The organism is Streptomyces doebereineriae (genome assembly GCF_031845645.1).
GTDB lineage: Bacteria > Actinomycetota > Actinomycetes > Streptomycetales > Streptomycetaceae > Streptomyces > Streptomyces canus.
Map to the genome: position 1 here is coordinate 1 of NZ_JAVREZ010000334.1, position 445 is coordinate 445.

The window sequence follows — 445 nt, forward strand, 5'->3', positions numbered from 1 at the left end:
GGTTTTCATGCTGCTCGGCCGGTTCACCTCGCTGATTCCCGACATCGACGAGGGATTGGGTGCACCCCTGGTTGGCGGCACCGCCGCGCTCGCGTTGGTGGCAATCGCCTTGATCGCCAAGCGAAACGACTGGCTCGGTGAGGTCGGTACCCACTTCACCGACGGCATCACCTTCTCGTTTCGAACCATGGGGATGGTGATTCCGGTGGCCGGCTTCGTCTACATCGGGCTGGCCGACTACTCCGCGGGAATTCTGGGTCTGCCCGAAGGCGCAGATGCACCGGCATTCCTGTTCGACGCCGTCGAGCTGGTGCAACCGCACATTCCGCAGGTGCCGGTGTTCGCGGCCTTCGCGATGCTGCTGATCGGCATGCTGATCGGGCTGGACGGAAACGGGTGGCCAGGCTTGCCGTTCACCGGATCGATGGCCGGGGCGCTCGGGGGT

General features: G+C 64.7%; 1 pseudogene. It reads left to right on the forward strand.

The annotated features are described in order from the left end of the window. Positions 1-445: pseudogene (locus tag RNB18_RS52160) on the forward strand (hypothetical protein); the annotation flags it as partial.